Raw genomic sequence first — 19,492 nt, 5'->3', positions numbered from 1 at the left:
TGAGGCGGTAAGTAATTATTTGGCCGCATAGAACGCTAAATGTAATTAGCTCCAATGGAAGCAGCGTAAATGGAGAAAAAATGACCGCAACAAGACCGTTATTTAAGCATATTCGCAATCACACGGCGCTTTTCAATGAGCTTTCTCAATATCGCAATGCCGCGGTGGATGCCTTAGGGCTTACGGGTTATGAATTTCATAAAACGCCAAAGTTCGTCACCGAAGATGGAAGCAGGCTTACCATCGAGCCAGAGAGAAGCATTGTACTGCCCAAAGTCAATACATTGTCAGGATTGAAGAATAAGCTGACACAGGCGATTCCCACCTTACACATGGTTGAGCATAGTGAAATAGGCTATCGCTATCCAACGGCCGCGTTAGCAGGGCTAGACGCGCCATTCATTAAACGCATGCGTTCTGAGTATTTTCACAAGGTGGATGAAGATAGAAGTATTTGTCGTCCAGTGAACTTGTCGTACGGAATTAAGAGTCGCGGAAAAGCAGATAACCGACAAGAGTACGAAGTGTGGATGCCAGATGAAGCGCCAGATCAAAACCCGCTTCCTCTGCTTATCAATGCCTATGGTGAAGACTTACCCGATGACGTAAGACACTTTGTTGAACAACCCTCAAGAGTTCACGGTTGGATGGGGGTAAAGCGGGCGGCTTTTGAAGCGCTTTACACAAATAAACAACACTGTAGTGATTTGATCATTTGCGTTGCGATGAGTGTAGACGCTTACAATATTGGCGCTAAACCTGATTTAGCCTATTCCCCCGAGGCGGAAAGCTCCATCGCAGTGAGTAACGCTGAATTTGAATGGGAAGTAGAAGGGTACTACGCGCCGCGAGGCTGGGCGTTTGATCACGATGAGGTATGGGCAGCAATAAATCACACATTAGAAGCCATCAATGCGCCGCTCGACAATTTATACGGCAACGAAATTATTCCTATTGCCGAAAGCAAGACGGAGCGAATTTTGACAACGTTAAAGGCACTGGGTGTTAGGCAAGAAGAAGTAGACGATCTCAATCTTCAGCCATGGGAATTCATGCTTACCGAAAGTGAGCATAGGGTTAAAGCGCACGATCCCAGTCGTTCCGTTAATTTATTGGGCAGGCTGAATCGACTCTTTTACCAACCAGAACAGCATTTACCTTCACTTAATTGGATGCACGATCTCATTTTGTAGCGTTGAACGTTTTAGGGTATTCAAGCAATCGCTTTTACACCTTCTCATTAACTAAGCTAAGCTAAGCGCGCTGAAAGTGATTTCATGCGCGCTTTTTTTATCCCTTCTTCTTACAGCCTGTAACTAAAAAGACTTATATGTAAAATTTTATATTAAATTTGTTGAATCTTGTAAATAACTTTCATTATTGTCGTGATCTGACTGTTTATTTTGCTATTTATGTAATTAAATTACGAAAAAAGCTTTATTTTCTGAAAGTATTGTTCATAATGTGCACATCACTTAGGTGATATCTAATTTAGTTACAAAATAGGAATTCAAAAATGAAACTGTCTACTTTCGCTATTGCTCTAACATTATCTGTTGCTGCCGCTCAAACTTTCGCAAAAGATATCGTATTAAAGCCAATGAACGACAACATCGAAACACAAGCGTGTTTAACTGCCGCTAAAGATGGCTTTGGCCCTGCGTTGCGTCTTATCCGCGCAAATGGTTTTAATGCCGAAGAGTTTAGTGCTTCTGTACGTTGTAACGGTGAATCGCTTCGCACGTTTGCTTACATGTACAAAAACAATAAGGCGACTGAAAACGCAAAAACTGTAGCGCTTGTTGCTAAGAACCAAGATGTTGCGTCACAGGCTTGTCTAGAAGCGCTTTCTGTAGGTAAAGAAGCTGCACTAGCGAAGTTTGGTTTGGAAGGTGAGAATATTATCTGTAACCACAAAGCAATGTCTGATTTTGTTCGTGAATACAGTGCAGAAAACGTAGTTGTTCGCACAGCTGCTGAGTAAGACTTTATTTTAGGATAGCAACCTACTGCTAATATTTTGTACAGTTTCATGGCCTTTCGTTTGAAAGGGCGAAAGGCCTGACACTTTACGACCGCATCACTTTAAATCTACATGAGTCCCCTCATATCCGCTTAAATGCCTGTCACAGAGGTCATTGCCTTACATTATGAATTTGCCTGAAAAAAGGCATAACGCGCTAACTATAGTTATTAATTTTCATCAGAGTAAATCAAATGAAACGTAGTTTGTCTGCCATCTAAATACGTTACTTTCTCGCCGTCAAAAAACGCATCTTCTTCCAGCATAATTCGTATCTCTTTTTTCCATTCATTAATAAAGCATGCCGCGTTAAGCTCTATTGAATAGGCCGTTTGTGCAAACATTGGGTAATCACCTTTTATTGGTACGCCTTCTTGTGCGTCCCACATTCCTATGGTTGGGCCAGCCGCATGTCCATGAAAACCAAGCGGGTGGGTATAAATAGCGGGCGTAATGCCTTGTTTAATAGCCTGCTGTCGCGACATACTCAAAATAGTGTTACCTGTCCTGCCTACTTTAAAATTACCGGTCAGTATGTCCTGCAAGCGGTTTCCAGATTCGAGTGCTTTTTTAAGGGATGCAGGCGCATCTTTTTCCCCGGGCTTTAATATGTAAGCGTGCTGCTGTTGATCAGTGTTTAGTCGAAGGTAAGTAATACCAAAATCAACATGAATAAGATCGCCCGGCCGAATGATACTCTCGCCAGGACGTTTGCTAAACGCGGTTACTTGATCGAAGACTTCACTGTCTTTACGCTGAATTGAGACAGTAGGGTGAAACCAGTTGGTCAGTCCTAAAGCGCGTGTTTGATCACGCAGCCACCACACTACATCGTCTGTTGTCGTCACATTAGGGGTAATGACTTCATTTGAAAATGCCGTGGCTATCAGCGAATGACCAATTTGAGTAAGTACCGGATAATACTGCATTTCTAGGTTACTGCGCGTTTCCAGCCAACCGATTGAGAGTCTTTCGCCACTTACGACGCGGCTTTTCAGCGCTTCAGGAAGTACCGTCATAAATTTTTCGTGTTCGGTAGAGGTCATGCCATCAGCGAGTGCAAATGCATCAGACACATTAATGGCTATTTTAACGGGATTTCGGGCTTCGATAACGTGTTTCAATGCTTTCCATTGGTCGGGTTGCGCTTCCTTATCCCAGGCCTTTTTAAATAGTGAACCTACTGCGTATCTTGCTACCGCCAAACGTTCTAGCGGTTGGCCGTCGCCAGGATTATAGATGACCAACATGGTATGGCGTCTTGCAGACATCCACGTAGAAGGCAGCATGGTTTTTAAGACAGGATCTTCATTGTATTCTCGAGACATTAACACCCACATGTCGATGCCCTCACGCTCCATAATTTGGGGCAGGACCGAATTGAAGCGTTCAACGGTGATTTTATCAATCAGCTCGCTGCGCTCTTTCATACTCAATATGTTATTCGCCCATGCGTTTGCCGATAGGGATAGCATTACTAAACCTAAACTTATCGTTAGTACCTTTCTCATCCATGTTTCCTGTCTATTGTTAAAATGATCACAGTGCGCGTTTATCTATATCAAATACAAATTGAAGCGCGCACGGGTAAATCTAATCTAACACTATTAGTGAAGGCTCAGCTAGATGAAACACTTCTGAGCACTATGCATATGAAACGACTTCAATCTCTATATTTTGCTGAGCCATGAAATAAAAGCGTCTACCTGGTTCATAATCGCCATGGCTAAAAGTATTGAAATTTAGCGCCAGAACCCGCTGCTCTGTTTCGTCTAAATTGGGCACCACAATGCCTATGTGATTAACATTGGCCAAAGTTTGATAGTCGCTTTCTATATCATTGATAGTTTTAGGCCTGTAAAGGGCAAGGTAGTCTTTATCGTTTCCTACGTGCACCGTGTAGCCGTCATTTTTGGCGCCGCCGCTCCACCGTACTTTCCAACCAAATAGTGTACAAAGTAAGCTGGCTAGCTCATCTGGGTTTTCAACGGTGATATTTGCGTGCTCTAAGTATGAAGTCGTCATGTATTTTTCCTTGTGTAGATAATCAACGAAAAACAGCTTAATATCTAAAGCTAACTTTAGATCAAGCGTTTTTATGTGCTATTTAAAAATTAGGAAAAAGGAGCGTTATGGCACCAGAACCTATGGTAAGCATTGGCTTTATTGCCAAACGCACTGGCAATGCTGTTTCATTAATTCGCTATTATGCCAACGAAGGGCTTATTCCTTCTGTGCGCACCAATGGTGGGAATAGAGCATTCCCTCGCTCTGTTATTCGCAGGGTTTCTTTTATTTTAATCGCGCAAAACATGGGTTATTCCCTTGCTGAGATAAAGAATCTGTTGTCTACACTGCCTGACAACAGAACACCGACCCAAGCCGATTGGGCGAAACTAAGCACAGTATTTAATGAGCATATTGAAGCAAAAATTGCGGCACTGACCAGTTTGAAAACGTCGCTAGAAGGCTGTATTGGCTGTGGGTGTTTGTCATTAGAGCGCTGTAGGCTTTACAATACCGACGATAAAGTGGCAGCCCAAGGTAGCGGTGCCCAATTGCTCGACGAAAACGTGCAATCCCAGTTTTTAGTTTCACACAAAAAGTAGCGCTTCATGCACCCAAAAAATCTCCACAAGAACGGCTATCCCATGGATGCGCTGTGCCAGACATACCCAGCGCTTAAGCCGTTTCTCGTGCGTGCTAAAAGCGGTAATACCAGTATAGATTTCACTAACCCACAAGCGGTGAAGGTGCTTAATGCGGCCTTACTTCATCACTACTACCGCCTTGAATACTGGGATATTCCTGATGGCTATCTATGCCCCCCTGTACCTGGCAGGGCCGATTATATTCACGGCATTGCCGACCTAATAAAAGCAACAGCCTCTAAGAGGGAAAACATTCGTGGACTTGATATTGGCGTGGGCGCAAATGCTATCTATCCTATTATCGGCGTTACATCTTATAACTGGTCGTTTGTAGGCAGCGATGTTGACCATGGCGCAGTAAAAAGTGCTAACACCATTGCCAGCAAAAATAGTGTGTTAGTCAACAAATTCCAAGTTCGCAAACAAGCAAATAATGCACATATTTTTAACGGCGTAATCAAAGACAATGAACGGTTTACGTTTACTATGTGTAATCCTCCATTTCATAAGTCTGCACAAGATGCACTTTCAGGCACGCGAAGGAAGACATCTAATTTAACCCGTAATAAACAGAAACGAAGTGGTGCAAAGTTCACCGATAATCGTGAGCAAGGTTTTGGGCATTGTACATCTAAGCTACAAGGTAAAAATGCCGCTTACCAAGGTAAGGACGCAAACTTGAATTTTGCGGGCCAAGCGAATGAACTGTGGTGCGAAGGCGGTGAACTTGCCTTCATTCAGCGCATGGTTCAAGAGAGTGTCTCTGTAAAAGACAACGTAGAATGGTTCACCTGCTTGGTGTCGAAGAGTGCCCATTTGAAACCCATTAAAACCAGTATTGATTATTATGGTGCTGCGCAGTGTAAAGTGATTGATATGGGGCAGGGCAGCAAGCTAAGTCGCTTTATAGCGTGGACTTTTTAACCGGAGTATAGCAAAGCTAAATTAATAGAGTAGTGTTGAATTAGCGTGCACGGCGTAATCCGAGCACGCGTAACTATTGTGAAGCAAAGCGGTTAAAAAACACGCTCCAATTCAACCTTTAGAAGCTAAAGGTTTTCGATACGCCAAATACAATGCGTTCATCGGCAGTATCAAAATCGAGATTGGTGTTTTCCGCAGCAATTTCGAAATCAAAGCCTTCATAGCTCGTCTGATAAGCCAAACGGTAGTGGTAGAAAGAGGTGTCATCACCATTCCACAGCCACTTGTCACTGTCTAAGGAGTTAGATACGTCAAAGCTTGCACGTAAATTGTGGTTGGGTGCGAGTTCAAAGGTATGAGCAACCATCGCGATGGCGTGTTTTGCGCCTGTTCCAAAGTAATCCCACGTGTACCAGAAGTTTAGTTCTGAGCTACCGTAGTCACTGGCATAACCGAATTTGGTGTACAGTTCAGGGTAGTTCCCGTCACTGGAATCGTCACCGCCGTGATAAGAGTAATAGGCGATACCGTAGTCGATACTTACCGCATTGGTTAGCATTTGATAACGACCTACGTAGAAATCCCATTCAAGGTTAGTATCGCCGCCGAAATCTACGTTAGATGCCCACGTGCCTGCGTAAGTGCCGTTATCAAATGCTTTGTCAACACCGCCTTGTAGTGCAGGGTCGTTTTGCGTTTGGCTAACGCCGTTGAAGGTATAGTCTGAAACCGCAGAGATATTGGCGCTCCAATCAGCGAATGATGCTGAGGAATATAACGCTGCGACAATAGCCACTGTGAAAATAGGCGTGGATGTAAAAAAAGTATTCAATTTTTTCATTGTTAAACACCAGTTTTTATCGTTGTTTTAATTGGCCCGCTTTTTAGTTAATGCACTTTTACACTGTTTTCGGGCAATACTTACCCCCATTGGCTCACAGTGAGCCAATGTTAATGGGGTAGAAAGTCATTGATTTAATTAGTTAAGATTTTCTATCTTGGTAAAGTCGATTTTGTTTTCTTTCGGCGATGTTTTGATAGCCGTCACCGATTTAAACTTCTGACTCAAAATAAACGCAAAGCAGCTGAAGAAGATAGCGATAACTAGCGCACCTACCCACTGAATTTGCAAGAAGTCTAGTTTGAATAACAGCGTAAGCAGCGATAGTGCCACGATGTTAAGGGCAATATAATTACCTTTTCCAATGCGCTCCACGGTCATATTAAGGTTGTCGGTATAAAGCCTGATTAGTGAATCAAGTGAGTTGATTACAAAAACGATACCTACAAATACCATCGCCATATTGGTTATTCCTTCTGTAGGAATACCGGCGCTATGATAGTGGTACAACACTGAAAACCATGCAGCGATAGGAATAGATGGGATAACCATCATAGCCAGCATAACTTGATAAGTTTTAAGACCACCCACGAAACGAGACGTAAACTGACCTATCATGATACTCCAGCTGAACCACCAGAATAGATAGAACTCGTGATACTCATTAATGGGTAGTACGAAGTTATCGATGTTCGCAAAATACCCGCCAATAAGACCTAGGTTGGTAAAATAAGCCGTTATCTCACTTTCGCCAAACACAAATGCTGCGGCCCACATGCCAACAATTAGGGCAATAAATACCCACGTAGTAGTTAGGCTTAAAATGCGTACGTACTTAATACTAGTACTTGAATACACCGCAAAAGCAATAGCTGCGAACACAATAAGATAGAACGCAGGCACTACGGATTCACCGTCACCGACTGACGGCAGGTACCATGGAAGGTTAGACAGCAGTAAGAAAGCTGTGAATGCACAGGTTCCGATGATCACAACGTTGTTGACGAACTTAACAATAGGAAGTTCGAAAAACTTTACCTTCGGCTCAATTACGCAGAAATAAAAACAAGTAAGAAAATAGAATCCCCAAATTAAGAATCCCCAAAATCCAAACTCAATGGCGAGCGGATTGGTGAATGCATATTCAGGACTTGCGCTTATGTCAGCATAACCAGCAAATTCAGTGAGTGGGAACATAATAAGACCCACATCTAAACCTGAGGTAAAAAGAATAGCAATAAAGGTGAAGGTTCTAACTGGCGTTACGCCGACCACTTTCATGTTGCCCCATTTAAACAAAATATAGGCTACAGAAAGTAAGGTGAAAATAATGCCTGCACTAAGCCATACTGTCATTATCACCCTCCCAATATTGATAAAAATAAAGCATGTTTTTTCCTTTTTTTCGTTATTAAACAGCCCACCCAGCTACACGCATAGTCACCTTGAACGGCGGCATATAGGCACTGTGGAAGGTGCGCCTGCTGTAGAACAAACGCACTGGTGCTAGAAAGTTTTAACGTTTACCGTTGCTCGGTTTGCCACTTAGGGTGAATATCCACAGGCACATTTTGTGGTGGCAAAGCGGGTTTACCTAAAATCATATCCGCGGCCTTTTCCGCTACCATAATGGTTGGCGCATTTAGGTTTCCGTTTGGAATCGTGGGGAAGATAGACGAATCCACCACGCGCAACCCTTCAATGCCATGCACATTGGTTTGAGAATCCACTACCGCCATCTCATCTTCGCCCATTTTGCATGAACACGACGGGTGGTAAGCGCTCTCAACGGCTTCGCGTACAAACGCGTCTATTTCTTCATCCGTCTGAATGTGCTCGCCAGGCTGAATTTCGCCGTCTCTGAAGTCATTGAATGCTGGCTGTGCGATGATTTCCCTTGTAAGTCTTACGCAAGCTCGAAACCCTTCAATATCATCTTGGTGTTGCAAGTAGTTGAACAAGATTTTAGGCGGAACCGTCGGGTCGGCCGACTGAAGGGTTACGCTACCTCTACTTTTAGGTTTGTTATGGCCGACGTGCACTTGAAAACCGTCGCCATCGAATGCTGATTTACCGTCATAACGGATAGCGGCTGGCAAGAAGTGGTATTGAATATCAGGCCACTCTACATCGGCTTTCGAACGAATAAACGCGCAAGACTCGAAGTGATTCGTTGCACCTAACCCAGAACGATTTAGTAACCAGCGAGCGCCAATCAAGCCTTTTGAAATTACGCCTAGTTTGCGATTTAACGTAATGGGCTGTTTGCACTTGTACTGGAAATAAAATTCCAAATGATCTTGCAGGTTTTGACCCACACCCGGCAGGTGGTGTTTAACATCGACACCTGCTTTTTCAAGAATATCTTTGTCGCCAATTCCAGAAAGTTGCAGAATATGTGGCGAGCCAATAGAGCCGGCACTTAAAATAACTTCGTTAGATGTAGTTGCAGTTTCGGTTTTACCGTTGACCACATACTCAACGCCTTTCGCGACTTTATTAGCCAGCACAACTTTAGTCACCAGCGCGCCCGTCACTATGGTTAAATTCTTGCGCGATTTAACCGGGTCAAGATATTCACGGCTTGCCGAACTACGCACACCATCCTTCACGGTCATATGCATAGGCCCAAAGCCTTCCTGCTGCTTGCCGTTATAATCGTTAGTGATGTCGTAGCCCGCCTGTTTACCGGCTTTAATGAAGGCCGTGTAAAGGGGGTTCTTCATCTCGTTACCGTTATTGACGCCAAGTTCGCCATTACCACCGCGGTAAGCATCGTTACCCTTGTACCAGGTTTCTGCCTTTTGAAAATACGGTAGGCAGGCTTGGTAATTCCAGCCTTCTGCGCCGTGAGCTTCCCATTCATCAAAGTCTTCAGCGTGGCCGCGTACGTATACCATTCCGTTAATAGACGACGAGCCGCCCAGTACTTTACCGCGTGGGCAGTGCATTTCACGGTTGTTTAAATACGGCTCTTTTTCAGTGTTAAATTGCCACGCATACTTGTCGGTATTCATAGGAATAGACAGCGCCGTTGGCATTTTGATGAAAATGCTCTTGTCTGAGCCACCGGTTTCAAGCAGCAATACTTTGTGCTTTGGGTTTTCTGATAAGCGGTTCGCTAGCACACAGCCGGCTGAACCCGCTCCAACGATAATGTAGTCAAATGTCTGCATATGTACTCCTACTGCTGCTTAAAACGGGCTCTCAATTTGGCTCATACCTACATAAACCGATTTGGTTTGGGTGTAGCAATTAAGCGTTTCAACGCCGTTTTCACGTCCGATCCCAGACTGTTTGTAGCCGCCTACAGGCATTTCAGCAGGAGAGTTACCATAGGCATTTATCCAGCAAATACCGGCTTGTAGTTGGTGGATAACGCGGTGAGCACGTTGGATATCCTTACTAAATACACCGGCTGCCAGACCTAGCTCGGTGTCATTTGCGCGTGCGATCACTTCGTCTTCATCATCGAACACCAACACGCTCATTACTGGGCCGAAGATCTCTTCTTTTACGATGGTCATATCGTCGGTGCAGTCTGTGAAAATGGTGGGCTCGACAAAATAGCCATTTGGTGCAGATGCCGGAGAGGCTGCATTACCACCAGTTAACAGCGTTGCGCCTTCTTCTTTTCCTTTAGCAATGTAGCTAAGTACCAGCTCTTGGTGCTTTTTAGAGATAAGTGCGCCTAGGTTTACGGTAGGATCAAGCGGGTCGCCCATAACAATGTTGTTTTCGGTACGGGTTTTAAGCTCATCAATAAAGGCTTGATACACAGAACGTTGAACGTAAACACGGGTGCAGTTGGTGCAAATTTCGCCTTGGGTATAGAAATTGCCCAGCATAGCGGCGCTGATAGCCTGGCTAATATCGGCATCGTCGAATACTACAAGCGGTGACTTCCCGCCAAGCTCCATCGTTACATCTTTTAAGTTCGACACCGCGGCGCTTTGCATTACTTTTTTACCCGTGCCCACTTCACCAGTAAACGAGACTTTCTCAATGTCAGTGCTGTTAGTAAGCCATTGACCAACTTCAGCAGCGCCCTGAACCACATTGAATACGCCAGCAGGTACGCCTGCATCAATAAAGATTTCCGCCAATTTAAGCGCACCCATTGGGGTTTCTTCAGACGGTTTAAAAATAAAGGCATTACCTGCGGCAAGTGCTGGACCTGACTTCCAACAGGCGATTTGAATAGGGTAGTTCCATGCGCCAATACCGGCACAGATACCTAACGCTTCTTTACGCGTGTAAAAGAAGTCGCCGCCCACAGGTTGTTGGGTACCCAGTTGAGTGGGAGCAAGACCGGCATAGTACTCAATAACATCAGCACCCGTTTCAATGTCTACACAGTCGGCCTCTTGAATAGGCTTACCGGTATCAAGTACTTCTAACTTTGCGAGTTCGTCATTACGATCGCGAAGTAGCGCAACCGCTTTATTAAGAATGCGGGTTCTTTCAATCGGCATCATTGCCGACCACACCGCAAAACCTTCTTTAGCGCTTTTGATTGCTTCTTGTTGAATAAACTCATCAGCCACTTCTACGTGGTAAATTACCTCACCGGTTGCAGGGTTGGTTACTGCAAAGGTTTCTTTGCTTTTGTTTGCCATCGGCTTGCCGTGAATGAAATTCTGATAAGTCGGTAATGACATGCATAAACTCCTACTTTTAAAAGGACTAAAACTTTCGCCAATTCGCGGGTACGGCGCGTTAACTTCTATTGCGTATACCTAATACGTAGAAATAGTTTCAAACGATGAATAGTGTTGAAACTATTTTCTCTGTTAAAGTGCTAACGCGTTTGGATAAAACACGTCACGCCCTGTAAAAAAACATCATTACCTACTGCACTAATGACGCATGTTTGAAGGTGTTTAAACGTAACGCTACACACCTTTTTACTGATGTTTTTATTTTGATTGGTCGTTCAATAAAAATAAATTGTATAGTGTTCTAATTATTGTTTCAACTTTTGAGCGTTGCTGCAGAAGCGAGATTACAAGGGCTTGCCTGTTAAAAATGTTGTTAAGCTTATGATTTAAAATAGTAAAAGTGTAAAGATTAAATATATAGAGAATCGGCTATCCCTTTGCTTAATTCAGCTTAGATTGACCAATTAAAGGTGTGAAAATGTTTAACTGAAACTAATTGAGTTGGAAGTAAGGATTAATCTCGCGAGGCCAAAAGCAATTGCTCTACGCAATTTGCTGGGGCTGAAAACAGAAGCTAAAAGGGCAGCTGAGGCCCTTTCATCATGTGTGGTAAAGATTAAAGTAGAGGCCAAGGTGAAAACAGACAAGTAAGCGTCGATTTCGCTTTAGGTGCTTAAACTGCAATGGTAATAACCTGAGTTAATAGAAAGGGTGGCAATATCGCCTTTATTCCAAAACACCACATTCTTGTTGTTTGTGTATTTGGCCCCCGATGCTGAACGTGATAACTGTACAATGTGATGGGTATTGTTTAATGATAAAGCCAATGTGTTAGGCCCCAGCGTATTTACACGTAACGTAGCGAGATTGGCATTAGGCGTTTCACATTGGTACGTTGTGGTCGACTCTTGTTCATTTGAGCTTACAACATCTTGTTTTTGCGATGAAGCCGGTTCAGGCAATCTCGTATCTACATTACTTTTTGTTGCACTTGCCGTTTTACTGGTCGTCGATTGAGAAATCTGTGCAACAATTGCTTTAATTGTTTCATTCCCATTTCTGTCGTAAAGCACCAACCAGGTATTTTTCACTATCGAATAACTTTTCGATGCGGTTAGCATATCGATGAAGCGTTGTTCTTGATTCATCAGCGCGGGCGCACACGCTTTTTTGGTTAAGATGAGTTTATCAGTGGAAAAGGGTTCAGTTGAGCTTTTATCACTAAATACTGTATCGGCTTCATCAACATCTAGCGCTCCAGTAAACTGATTACAACCCGTACTGCCGCTTACTCTGCTAGTGTCTCCGTTTGAATTCACGTTAAGCGTAACATGGCTAAAATCAATAATTCCTGCCCGACCTACACTTTCAACCTGCCAATGACTAGCAGCTAGCGTAAGTTCTTTGCCTTCGGTATGCTTTTCACTGCCTTCACTTTCATGTGAATAGAGAGAGGAGACCGAGCTGCACGCTGTTAGAGAGAAAAGCGCAGAACCTGTCAAAGCCCAAAGGGACTTCCTGTAAGTCATGAAAACTCCAATTGTTTTTAATCAATTTCACTATGATTCGCGATTGCCTGCGAAGTTCATCCTAACTTTCTCATCTTAAATGGCTGAATGGATGTTGGTTTGCTTTGTCGTCAAGACGACAGTTTGTGTGGGCAGTAGCAGAGTAAACTGAAATCTCAATTTAATTTGTGGTTGATGCAGTATGAAAAATTTAGAACAGCACTTAAGTGAGTACGCCAAGTACCACAGAGACCAAAGAAACATATACACCCATTACGTCGGTATTCCGTTAATTGTTTTCTCGGTACTCTGTCTACTAAGTAAGCCTGCGTTTTTAGTTAACGCGCCAATTTTTGGGGATATGATTATAAGTCCAGCGCTGTTTGTGTGGGCGATTGGTAATGCGTTCTACATTAAGTTAGATATAAAACTTGGTGTAGTGATGACGTTTATCACGGGGGCCATGGTCTATTTCGCTCAGCCCATCGCACAGAATGATATGGAAACATGGCTTGCTATTTCACTTGGTATTTTTATCGGTGGTTGGGTGCTTCAGTTTATTGGTCATCACTATGAGGGTAAAAAGCCTGCGTTTGTCGATGACATTATGGGGTTGGCGATAGGGCCGATATTTGTGCTTGCGGAATTAAGCTTTGAGCTGGGCCTAAGAGGTGCCCTTAAAGAAGAAATAGAACGCCGTTCTGGCCCTGTAAAGTAACTACTTCTAAACAACGCGTTGAAATATCAAGCCTCAACGCGTTGTTACAAACTAGGACCTAGGCTTGCATCTTGGCTATCGTCTCTTTACGCAACTGAAGTTTAGACTCAGCAAAAGACTGTCTAGGCAACATCTTCAATTTTTCTGCATAACCCATAGCGGTGGCTAGTACCTGCTCTTGAGGTACCGCAGCATCCAAAAAGCCAGCTTTTACCGCCTCACTGCCTTGGTAAATACGTGAGAAAAGTAAGGCTTCGGTTTGAGACGTATTAGCTAATCTAGCTTTGGCTAGTTCCATGCCGAAAGGCGGTAGTACCATGCCAATGGCGGTTTCATTAAGGCCATACTTAGTATCTGCGTCTTTACCAATACGCAAGTCGGCAGCCATAAGCATAATTGCGCCCATCGCTATACTGTGGCCTTCTGCAGCAACGACAACAGGGAGTGGAAAGCTATAAAGACGCACAATTAAATCAGCGCCTTTTGACACCAACTCATGTTGTTTCGCTTTGTCGTCTGCTTTCATTACCGATAAATCAAACCCTCCGCAGAACTTGCCTTCACCTCCATGTAATACAACCGCTTTCGCGTTTTGCTCGGCTTCGTCTAAGGCATCGTTAAACTGCTGAATAAGCGCAAAGCCTACGGCGTTAACTTTTCCGTCGTCAAAGGTGATTACTGCAATATCGTCATTAATAGCTAAATTAAACGCCATGGTATGTCCTGTCACTTTCTGGGTAAGAATTAATGTACGCCACATTCTGTTAAGCGCAACTTTCTAGCCGTGATTGTAGGTAATTGATATCGTTTATGAAAGTGCTTTACGCATCATCTTCGCGTTATTAGCCCTCCAATGCGCTCGTTTATCTTTCACTATTCGCTCTAGGTCATGGCCGTCCTGAATTAAAATTGCGTCGTTAATGGTTGTTCGTTTTGTCATGCTAAAACTCCAACTTTAGCTGCTTATCGCGCCATTGTTTCGAGCGTTGGTTGAGTGCGTGAAGCGAGACACGTTCAGTGGCTATCTGTCTTGCAAGGTTTAATGCAGCGCTGGCTTGCTTGTCGGTCAAGTTTTTATAGGCCGGTGACGGAATGACCTCATACCACGCGCAACCGACAATATTGTCTAAAATCACCCGCATAAAACAATGATCATGATGTATTGGCCAGATGTTTTTCTTCGTTGAAGCAATAGAAGGAAGCACGTTTTTCGCGTAGTGTAAGAATTCTCGTAGGTTCTTTTTGTGCTCTGTTGAGTTTGAAAGGTGGGCATGTGGGGATTGAGCCAGAAAGGCAGATGTATGCATATATGATTTTGCCCCTGTTCAACTTAAATAAAAACTATTACTACAGCAGAGCAAGAGTTTACACGACAGCGTTGAAATTCAGAGTTACACTAGTTTTAGTTTTTTGATTCTTAGCTTTATGAGTTTTGGCCTAGCGCCAAATACTCATTATTAATTACATGGTTGGTTAATGCGCCCTCACTTAAAAATTCTTGTTATAGAAGATGCTGTTGATCTGTTGGAACAAATTACGTCTAGTATAGGCAATACCATTGCTTACTTCGACCGAAGTGACGTTGAAATAAGCCTGCTTGAAGCGAACTCCGTTGCAAAGGCATTGCAATTTGTTCGTGAAGACGGTGACATTCAAGCTGTAGTTTTTAGCTGGGATGTGGTGGCGAAGGTTAAAGAGCTGACAGACGTGGTACCGTCACATGGCGCAACGAATGAAAATACGCACTCTGCTGCCGACAGTGTCAGTTCACCAAGCGCGAACGAGAAAACCACAAGCGAAAAGTCGTCTGCACGCAACGCTGTCATAGATAATAACGCCAGAGTTATCGACGCCATTAAACGCATTCGCCCTGAACTTCCCGTGTATGTCTTAGGTGATGCAGTAAAAGGGTTGGATATTGTAAACCAGGCCAACGGCATCGAATCTTTCTTCTATCGCAACGACATCATTTCAGACCCAGAATCCATTTTGGGTTATATCATCAATGACTTTGATGATAGAAACGAAACGCCGTTTTGGACTGAATACAAAGACTATGTAGTAGAGTCTAATGACTCGTGGCATACGCCAGGTCACAGCGGCGGCGCAAGCTTTAGAAATTCACCCTATATCAGTGACTTTTATCGTTTCTTTGGTCGAAACGTGTTCGTTAGTGATTTGTCTGTAAGTGTCGACTCTTTAGGATCGTTATCAGATGGCACCCATGCTATTGGTAAAGCGCAAGCTGCTGTTGCGAATACATTTGAAGTTCGTCACTCCTATTTCGTTACAAACGGTTCTTCTACATCAAACAAAATCATTTTGCAGACGCTGTTGCGTGAGGGCGATAAAGTAATTGCCGACAGAAACTGCCACAAGTCAGTGCACTACGGTATTATTCAGGCGCGCGCCATGCCAGTGTATTTAGACAGTGTATTTAACCCTGAATACGGTATATTTTCACCGCCTAGAATGGCGCAAATTAAGCAGCTCATTGAAGAGAATACTGACGCTAAACTTATCGTACTGACGGGTTGCACTTATGATGGGTTACTTACCGACCTTAAGCAGGTGGTGAATTTAGCCCATGAGCATGGCATTAAAGTGTTCATTGACGAAGCATGGTTTGCGTATTCCTTGTTCCATCCTGCATTGCGCGACTACTCCGCTATCGCCGCTGGGGCAGACTATATTACTCACTCTGCGCACAAAGTGGTGTCAGCGTTCTCGCAAGCATCCTTTATTCATGTGAATGACCCTGACTTTGATAAAGACTTCTTTAAAGAAGTTTTCGCGATTCACACCAGTACCTCGCCTAAGTATCAGCTCATTGCCTCGCTTGATGTATGTCGTCAGCAGCTGGAAATGGAAGGCTACAAAATTCTTAATGAGCTGCTAAGCAATGTTGCCGAACTCAAATCGCAAATGGCCAAGTTCAAGCGACTTAAAATTCTCTCGCCCAGTGACTTTGCGAATATGTTTTCTCACTTTGAAAGTGACAACATTGGGCACGATCCGCTTAAAATCTTAATTGACGTATCGGCGCTTGATTATTCAAATCAAGAAATTCATCGTTTCTTAATGGACGAAGTCGGTTTAGAAATAGAGAAGTTTACTCATAGCACTATTTTAGTATTGCTCACGCTAGGCGGAATGCGCTCTAAAATTGTAAGGTTGTACAACGCATTGAAACGTCTTGATGACGGCGCCGTTAACCTGAGCAAGCGCAAAAGCAAGAGTCCGTTGCCGGCAGACATCCCGCCAATTCATTTAGACGACCTTCCGTCAAAAGCGTTTTTCAGCCCTAGAGAAGCGATTGCATGGCAAAGCAGTGTTGGACGTACCGCAGCAGGGTTAATTACACCGTACCCTCCAGGTATTCCGCTTATTGTTCCGGGACAAAAAGTGGAGCAAGCGCATATTGATTACCTTCAGGCACTGGCAAGTCAGAAGCTTACCGTGCAAGGTATCTACGACGGTGACATCTATGTTGTTGCTGAAGAATAAGTAAACCATGTTACAGGCAAGGTACATTGTCACCTTGCCTTTTCCTGAGCTTACCTTACACTTGCGCCGAAAGTTATAATAAGGGCAGTGCAAATGAAATTAAGTGACGTAAAAAAGCTTCATCAAAAGAAATTTAGAACGCAGTTCGGATTCTATTTGGTGGAAGGGGAGCACTTAGTTTTAGAGTTAATTAATGTTGCTCAGCATAGCAGCAGTACTTTAGGTGATATCACCCTTTATGTAACGGCTGAGTATGAGGCGTGGGTAAAAGAAAGACTTCCCACCTCTAACGCTGCTATGAAGGTTGAAGGTGTGAGGGTGGAAAAGGTATCGTCGCAACAAATGCAGCAACTCAGCGATACAAAATCACCTCAAGGTATTATTGCTCGCGTCCCACTTCCTAACCCTTCGTTAAGTTCCCAGCGGTCACAAACTAATATTTCTGAAAACAAATCCAGTACCGAAAAGTACATTTATTTGTATGAAGTTCAAGACCCCGGCAATTTAGGCACCATACTAAGAACGCTAGCGTGGTTTGGTGATTTTACGCTATTACTAAGCCCGAACAGTGTAGATCCATACAACTCGAAAGTTGTGCGCTCAAGTATGGGGGCTATTTTCCATGTGAACATGGAATTAAATGTAGCGCTCGAAAGCTTAAGCGAGCGGTTCGAACGTTTCGCCTTCTTGGATATGAATGGTAACAATATCGCCTCTAACACCTTTGGTGATTACCAGTGTTATTTGTTTGGAAACGAAGCCCGTGGCGTGCCTGTTGACGCACTATCAAAGCTTAACGCAACGGCTTATACCATTGCGGGAAGCGGTAAAATAGATTCGTTAAACTTAGCCAGCGCTGTGAATATCTGCGCTTATGAATTAACCCGTTAAGCACACTTCCCTCAACAAGATTACGATAGGAAACAACCATGGCATTACAATGGTTCCCTGGGCACATGCACAAAGCCCTGAAAGAAATTAAAGAGTCGCTTAATCAAGTAGACATTCTTATTGAGGTGCTTGACGCACGTATTCCGTATTCCAGTGAAAACCCTGAAATTGCAAAAATACGCGGCGATAAGCCCTGTATTAAAATTCTTAATAAATACGACTTGGCTGACCCAGAAATCACAGCTCGCTGGCAGGAGAGCTTAGAGAAAGAGCGTGGCGTAAAGACGATTACGACCTCTAGCGACAATCCGGGCAACAGCAAGCAAATTATGCAGCTGGTGAAAAGCATTTGTTCGTATAAAGAAGGTCAGCCTAAAGCAATTAAAGCCATGATTACGGGGATACCTAACGTTGGCAAATCGACGCTAATCAATATTTTGGCTGACCGCATTATTGCTAAAACAGGCAACGAGCCAGCAGTAACGAAAAGCCAGCAACGCATCAACTTAGGCAGCGGTATTATCTTGTTTGATACGCCTGGCGTACTATGGCCTAAACTTGAAAACCCACATTCAATCTATCGTTTGGCTTCATCAGGTGCTGTTAAAAATACCGCCATGGAATATGACGATGTCGGCTTTTTTGCGGCAGATTACCTTATTCAAGCGTATCCAGAGGTAATGAAAGAGCGCTATAAACTGGACGAGTTGCCAGATACTGAAATTGAATTTTTAGAAGCCGCCGCCAAAAACCGTGGAGCAATTCAAGCGGGAGGGCGAGTAAATCTTCACAAAATATGTGAAATTCTGCTTAAGGAACTGCAGTCGGGCAAGTTAGGGCGCATTACGTTAGAGACGCCCGAAATGCTAAAAGTCGAAAAGGAAGAAATGGCGTTAGCTGCCGCTAAGAAAGCTGAAGCAAAAGCTAAGCGTAAAGAAAAGTTCAAAACGGGTTCACTAACGCCAGATAAAAAAGACAGAAAAGAAAAGAGAGAAGAAAAGCGTCAAGAACAAAGCCGTAGAATGAAGAAGAACAAATAACTGCCCTACAAGTTAGCATCATTTGTTGGAGCAGGGGGGAGGCTTTAACTCACCACCGTATTAATGCCTAACTCCTCGCTGCGGGCTCACCGGCATGTGCTACTCTGGGTACTTTCCTTTTTGGAAAGTTATTGCTATTGCTTATCTTCATGGTATGGTTAAGGATAAGTGACAGGGGCAATTCAGTATTTTACGAATTGACTGAAGCCTTAATATTTCGCTTAGTCGCGGCAAAGGGTCGTTTGTACAAGCACATTGTGAAAAGAGAATTATCATGCAAAACGTTTCAACTGGTTATTTTTATAATTTTAATTATTGATTGCACCTGACCATCGGTGTTCAGGGGCAAGTATTGGCTTCTGGGCACTGCAGGTAGAACGTTTTGCAAAAGCCCAGAAGGTATCACCATCTGGGCTTTTTTATGCCCGAAATTCTCGGTAAAAGACAATGAAAGAAATCACACTAGGCGACATCAGAAAGCAGCACAGAGTTAAGCAGGAAGTAGTAGCAATGGCGTTATCAGTCACGGCTTCTGGCGTAAGTAAGTTGGAATCGAAACGTATTCAGGACGTTTCACTTCAACGTGCAGCAGCATATTTAGCTGCGGTTGGTGGGAACATGAAAATTGAAGTGACGATGCCCGATGGTGCAACCTTACAAGTAGGTTAGCCTAAAAAGATGGCTAACCCAACCGCTGTCAGGTTGGACTCGCCATGGTATAAGTTACC

Annotated in this window: 19 protein-coding genes; 9 read left to right on the top strand and 10 right to left on the bottom strand. The window is 43.7% G+C overall.

All coding sequences use genetic code 11. The annotated features are described in order from the left end of the window. Positions 1-80: 80 nt before the first annotated feature. Positions 81-1,193 (top strand): hypothetical protein, encoded by a 1,113-nt coding sequence (locus tag V7R42_RS18955; protein WP_334022192.1) that lies wholly within the window; start codon positions 81-83, stop codon positions 1,191-1,193. Positions 1,194-1,516: 323 nt separating this feature from the next. Beyond that, complete coding sequence (locus V7R42_RS18950; RefSeq protein ID WP_334022190.1) at positions 1,517-1,984, top strand: DUF3718 domain-containing protein; 468 nt, start codon at positions 1,517-1,519, stop codon at positions 1,982-1,984. Between the two features lie 209 nt (positions 1,985-2,193). Here the strand turns inward: V7R42_RS18950 and V7R42_RS18945 are convergent, their stop codons facing one another. Together V7R42_RS18945 and V7R42_RS18940 are read right to left on the bottom strand one after the other, a co-directional pair. Next, positions 2,194-3,534 (bottom strand): M24 family metallopeptidase, encoded by a 1,341-nt coding sequence (locus tag V7R42_RS18945; protein ID WP_334022188.1) that lies wholly within the window; start codon positions 3,532-3,534, stop codon positions 2,194-2,196. 133 nt (positions 3,535-3,667) lie between these two features. Next, positions 3,668-4,048 carry a VOC family protein gene (locus V7R42_RS18940; protein ID WP_334022185.1) on the bottom strand — a complete coding sequence of 127 codons (381 nt, stop codon included), beginning with the start codon at positions 4,046-4,048 and terminating at the stop codon, positions 3,668-3,670. A 107-nt stretch (positions 4,049-4,155) separates the two neighbouring features. Here V7R42_RS18940 and soxR point away from each other — a divergent pair, with 107 nt between their 5' ends. Further along, positions 4,156-4,632 carry a redox-sensitive transcriptional activator SoxR gene (gene soxR / locus V7R42_RS18935; protein ID WP_334022182.1) on the top strand — a complete coding sequence of 159 codons (477 nt, stop codon included), beginning with the start codon at positions 4,156-4,158 and terminating at the stop codon, positions 4,630-4,632. A 6-nt stretch (positions 4,633-4,638) separates the two neighbouring features. After that, positions 4,639-5,598 carry a 23S rRNA (adenine(1618)-N(6))-methyltransferase RlmF gene (gene rlmF / locus V7R42_RS18930; RefSeq protein WP_334022180.1) on the top strand — a complete coding sequence of 320 codons (960 nt, stop codon included), beginning with the start codon at positions 4,639-4,641 and terminating at the stop codon, positions 5,596-5,598. Between the two features lie 118 nt (positions 5,599-5,716). On the opposite strand, the gene V7R42_RS18925 is transcribed toward rlmF, so the two are convergent. From V7R42_RS18925 to V7R42_RS18905, 5 genes are all read right to left on the bottom strand, one after another. Next, positions 5,717-6,439: a TorF family putative porin gene (locus V7R42_RS18925; protein WP_334022177.1), complete on the bottom strand. Its 723-nt coding sequence runs from the start codon at positions 6,437-6,439 to the stop codon at positions 5,717-5,719. Between the two features lie 138 nt (positions 6,440-6,577). After that, complete coding sequence (locus V7R42_RS18920) at positions 6,578-7,795, bottom strand: BCCT family transporter (protein ID WP_334022174.1); 1,218 nt, start codon at positions 7,793-7,795, stop codon at positions 6,578-6,580. A gap of 167 nt (positions 7,796-7,962) precedes the next feature. Next, the gene (gene betA, locus V7R42_RS18915) at positions 7,963-9,615 is read right to left on the bottom strand and encodes a choline dehydrogenase (RefSeq protein WP_334022172.1); all 1,653 of its coding nucleotides are present in this window, start codon (positions 9,613-9,615) and stop codon (positions 7,963-7,965) included. Between the two features lie 18 nt (positions 9,616-9,633). Continuing rightward, the gene (gene betB, locus V7R42_RS18910; protein ID WP_334022170.1) at positions 9,634-11,100 is read right to left on the bottom strand and encodes a betaine-aldehyde dehydrogenase; all 1,467 of its coding nucleotides are present in this window, start codon (positions 11,098-11,100) and stop codon (positions 9,634-9,636) included. Positions 11,101-11,765: 665 nt separating this feature from the next. Further along, the gene (locus tag V7R42_RS18905) at positions 11,766-12,629 is read right to left on the bottom strand and encodes an META domain-containing protein (protein ID WP_334022166.1); all 864 of its coding nucleotides are present in this window, start codon (positions 12,627-12,629) and stop codon (positions 11,766-11,768) included. 181 nt (positions 12,630-12,810) lie between these two features. Here V7R42_RS18905 and V7R42_RS18900 point away from each other — a divergent pair, with 181 nt between their 5' ends. Beyond that, the gene (locus V7R42_RS18900; protein WP_334022164.1) at positions 12,811-13,326 is read left to right on the top strand and encodes an Mpo1 family 2-hydroxy fatty acid dioxygenase; all 516 of its coding nucleotides are present in this window, start codon (positions 12,811-12,813) and stop codon (positions 13,324-13,326) included. Between the two features lie 58 nt (positions 13,327-13,384). On the opposite strand, the gene V7R42_RS18895 is transcribed toward V7R42_RS18900, so the two are convergent. From V7R42_RS18895 to V7R42_RS18885, 3 genes are all read right to left on the bottom strand, one after another. Next, positions 13,385-14,041 (bottom strand): crotonase/enoyl-CoA hydratase family protein, encoded by a 657-nt coding sequence (locus tag V7R42_RS18895; protein WP_334022161.1) that lies wholly within the window; start codon positions 14,039-14,041, stop codon positions 13,385-13,387. Positions 14,042-14,134: 93 nt separating this feature from the next. After that, entirely contained in the window at positions 14,135-14,266 is a 132-nt protein-coding gene (locus tag V7R42_RS18890; protein WP_334022159.1) for a hypothetical protein, read from the bottom strand. Between the two features lies 1 nt (position 14,267). Then, positions 14,268-14,633: a hypothetical protein gene (locus tag V7R42_RS18885; protein ID WP_334022157.1), complete on the bottom strand. Its 366-nt coding sequence runs from the start codon at positions 14,631-14,633 to the stop codon at positions 14,268-14,270. 169 nt (positions 14,634-14,802) lie between these two features. Between V7R42_RS18885 and V7R42_RS18880 the strand changes: the two genes are divergently transcribed. The 4 genes from V7R42_RS18880 (at position 14,803) to V7R42_RS18865 (ending at position 19,433) form a co-directional block, all read left to right on the top strand. Then, complete coding sequence (locus V7R42_RS18880) at positions 14,803-16,833, top strand: aminotransferase class I/II-fold pyridoxal phosphate-dependent enzyme (RefSeq protein ID WP_334022154.1); 2,031 nt, start codon at positions 14,803-14,805, stop codon at positions 16,831-16,833. A 93-nt stretch (positions 16,834-16,926) separates the two neighbouring features. Beyond that, on the top strand, positions 16,927-17,724 hold the full coding sequence (locus V7R42_RS18875) for a TrmH family RNA methyltransferase (protein ID WP_334022152.1): 798 nt from the start codon (positions 16,927-16,929) through the stop codon (positions 17,722-17,724). Between the two features lie 38 nt (positions 17,725-17,762). Beyond that, positions 17,763-18,764, top strand: coding sequence for a ribosome biogenesis GTPase YlqF (gene ylqF, locus V7R42_RS18870; protein ID WP_334022149.1), 1,002 nt, complete (start codon positions 17,763-17,765; stop codon positions 18,762-18,764). A gap of 447 nt (positions 18,765-19,211) precedes the next feature. Beyond that, positions 19,212-19,433: an XRE family transcriptional regulator gene (locus V7R42_RS18865; RefSeq protein WP_014950268.1), complete on the top strand. Its 222-nt coding sequence runs from the start codon at positions 19,212-19,214 to the stop codon at positions 19,431-19,433. Positions 19,434-19,492: the final 59 nt, after the last annotated feature.

Origin of the sequence: Alteromonas sp. S015, from assembly GCF_036864485.1 — a bacterium.
Taxonomy (GTDB): Bacteria; Pseudomonadota; Gammaproteobacteria; order Enterobacterales; family Alteromonadaceae; genus Alteromonas.
The sequence above is the reverse complement of the archived record's forward strand: the minus strand, read 5'-3'. Positions and strand labels throughout refer to the sequence as shown.